The following is a 1,513-nucleotide window of genomic DNA, read 5'->3' on the forward strand; positions in this document are numbered from 1 at the left end:
AACGCCACGCCCTCAACTACTGCGGCTTCCTCACCCTCGCTGCGGCGCTGACCTGCTTCAAGCGACTCGCCAACTCACCACGTGAGACACCGTCTAATACGACAACGACAGGTTGTTATCAAGTCCAGTATCTGGTAGTTGATCCCTGTGTCGTTGGAGTTGGTGGCGGGGTGGTCAGCGGGGTTCGATGCCTTCCTGGGTCGGTTCGCGGGCCGGTTTCCTCGGGTGGAGTCGCGGCGGCGTATGCGTTGGTACGTGAGGGGTTTGCTTTCGGAGGTGGAGCGGAAGAACGGCTGGACGTTGGCGGAGGCGGCCGGTGACGCCGGGCCGGAGGGCATGCAGCGTCTGCTGAACTTCTACGCCTGGGACACCGACGGGTTGCGTGACGACGTGCGGGCGGCGGTGGTGGAGGTGATCGGGGACGCCGAGGACGGCGTGCTGATTGTGGACGAGACGGGATTTCTGAAGAAGGGCACCAGATCGGCCGGGGTGGGTCGTCAGTACTCCGGGACGGCCGGGCGGATCGAGAACTCGCAGATCGGCGTGTTCCTGGCCTACGCCTCGCCGCGCGGGCGGGCGTTGATCGACCGGGAGTTGTACCTGCCCAGGTCGTGGACCGGCGACAGGGAGCGCTGTCGGGCGGCGGGTATCGGTGACGAGGTCGGGTTCGCGACCAAGCAGATGCTCGCCCGGCGGATGATCGATCGGGCCGTGGAGGCCGGGGTGCCGTTCGGGTGGGTGACCGCGGATGAACTCTACGGCAACGACACGATGTTTCGCCTGTGGCTGGAAAGCCTGGACATCCCGCATGTGGTGGCGGTGCAGAAGAACGCGATGGCGGTGTCGTTCGGGTTGCTGAAGGTCCGTGTCCACCGCTTGATCGCCGAACTGCCCGACACGGCGTGGGAACGGCTCGCGGCCGGTGCGGGCGCGAAGGGGCCGCGGATGGCGGACTGGGCAGCGGTCGACATCCGCCCGCTGCGCAGACCGGGTTGGGGCCACTGGCTGTTGGCCAGGCGGAGCGTCTCCGATCCGTCCGACATCGCCTACTACATCTGCTTCGGCCCGGCCGGCACCACACTGCGGCGCCTGGTGGAGATCGCGGGGGCGCGATGGGCGGTCGAGGAGTGCTTCCAGACCGCGAAGAACGAGACCGGGTTGGACCACTACCAGGTCCGCGGCTACCAGGCCTGGTACCGGCACATCACACTGTCCATGACCGCCCTGGCCTTCCTGGTGATCACTCGTGAGATCACCAAAAAGGGGGATCCACACCCGGAACCGAACGCTCGCTGATTCCGTTGTCCGTCAACGAGATCCGCCGATTATGGAACCGTCTCGCCGACCGCCTGACCCACAGCGTCGACCATGTCCTGCACTGGTCGACCTGGCGGCGAACAAGCCAAGCCCGCGCCCGGCTTAGAGCTGGTCTCACGTGGTGGTTTTGGTGAGCTGTTTGAAGCAGATGAGGGTGGCGGCGAGGGTGGCGAAGGCGCAGTAGTTGTCGGCGTGG

General features: G+C 66.0%; 1 protein-coding gene. It reads left to right on the forward strand.

Annotated elements, in window-relative coordinates:
• Positions 1-147 precede the first annotated feature (147 nt).
• A complete protein-coding gene (locus FHS29_RS36170) occupies positions 148-1,296 on the forward strand; it encodes an IS701 family transposase (RefSeq protein WP_184699243.1) in 1,149 nt (382 codons plus the stop codon).
• Positions 1,297-1,513 lie beyond the last annotated feature (217 nt).

Origin of the sequence: Saccharothrix tamanrassetensis (assembly GCF_014203665.1) — a bacterium.
GTDB classification, from domain to species: Bacteria; Actinomycetota; Actinomycetes; order Mycobacteriales; family Pseudonocardiaceae; genus Actinosynnema; species Actinosynnema tamanrassetense.